This window comes from Leyella lascolaii (genome assembly GCF_900079775.1).
In the GTDB taxonomy this organism is placed as follows: domain Bacteria; phylum Bacteroidota; class Bacteroidia; order Bacteroidales; family Bacteroidaceae; genus Prevotella; species Prevotella lascolaii.
The window spans coordinates 1-1,059 of the sequence record NZ_LT556058.1 but is presented as its reverse complement, the minus strand read 5'-3'; the positions used below and the strand labels follow the sequence as shown (position 1 = coordinate 1,059).

General features: G+C 51.0%; 1 protein-coding gene and 1 pseudogene. Both read right to left on the bottom strand.

The genetic code is table 11. The features are described from left to right. Positions 1-809 (bottom strand): endo-beta-N-acetylglucosaminidase (locus tag BN4609_RS15455; RefSeq protein WP_438501694.1); only part of this gene is annotated, 809 nt, incomplete at its 3' end. A 58-nt stretch (positions 810-867) separates the two neighbouring features. Continuing rightward, positions 868-1,059, bottom strand: a pseudogene (locus BN4609_RS16800) (transposase); the annotation flags it as partial.

Below are 1,059 nucleotides of genomic sequence, written 5' to 3'. Positions count from 1 at the left end.
GTCTCGGCTTCGGTGCATCCGAGGATGCCGGCATAGTTGCGGTAGTCGTCGGGCGAGCCGTACTCGAGGAACTGCGATGTGTTCTTGTGCGACTTCAGTATTGCCTCGTTTGGGGTTCTGGCAGCGTTGTACCACTGTATCTCCATCTGCGTGTCACCGTTCGCGTCGGCTATACCGTTGAACTCCTTGATGAAGTCCACCCTCTCTGATGTGCTTCCGCCGCCGGTCTCCTCGTTGATGAACCATCCGTCGAAACCAATGTATTTGGCTATCTCATAGAGTTTGATGGCGTATATGTACTTGCCGTTCTCCTTCGTGAGCATCTGTCTCACCCACTCCTGTCTGCCTCCGAAAGCCGACGGAGGGAAGAATACCTGACCCAAGGACTTCACTCCGCTCTGGTGCGCGGTGTCCGTAGAGCCTGCGGGAGGAGGGATGATGATGCCCTCGCTTGCCGAGCCTGCCCAGTAGACAAGCTTGTCCATGTACTGCCAGTAAGTGGGCTGGTAGCCGAGGAAGTTGTTTGCTCCCTGCGACGGACACATCGAACAGGTGGGGAAAAGAATCGTTGCGTTGCAGATCTGTCCCTCATAATACTGGTTCTTGTTTGCCTTCATGAGCTCCGGTTCTTTGAATCTCTTAGCCAGAGGAACCATCGATCGGTTGAACTTGGCGTCCGGATCGGCCTCCGGCGACCAGTTCCTGATGTCCTCGGGATGCCAGCATCCGCCGTAAGGCTGCTGTGCTTTGACGCCAGCTGTTGCTATAAGCGACAGAAAGGTCATGACAAGTAGTTTGTTAATCTTCATAAATAAAAGAATTAGTAATAAGTTAAATATATCAATAGTTCGTTAAATTTTCCAGGCCCTAAGCGGCCCTGGCAGTAAATAAAACCAGTTCTTTGAAAAGTTTGTCAATAACTTGTGAGTCCGGTTGCAGACCGAACACGCAAATAAATCGATTGAGCATATAAGCGTTATGGATGATCGACTTGCAGGATGATATTGAGAACGGTATTCCCAGTTCCTTGCAGGCGACCTTGGCGATATTGATGCTAGC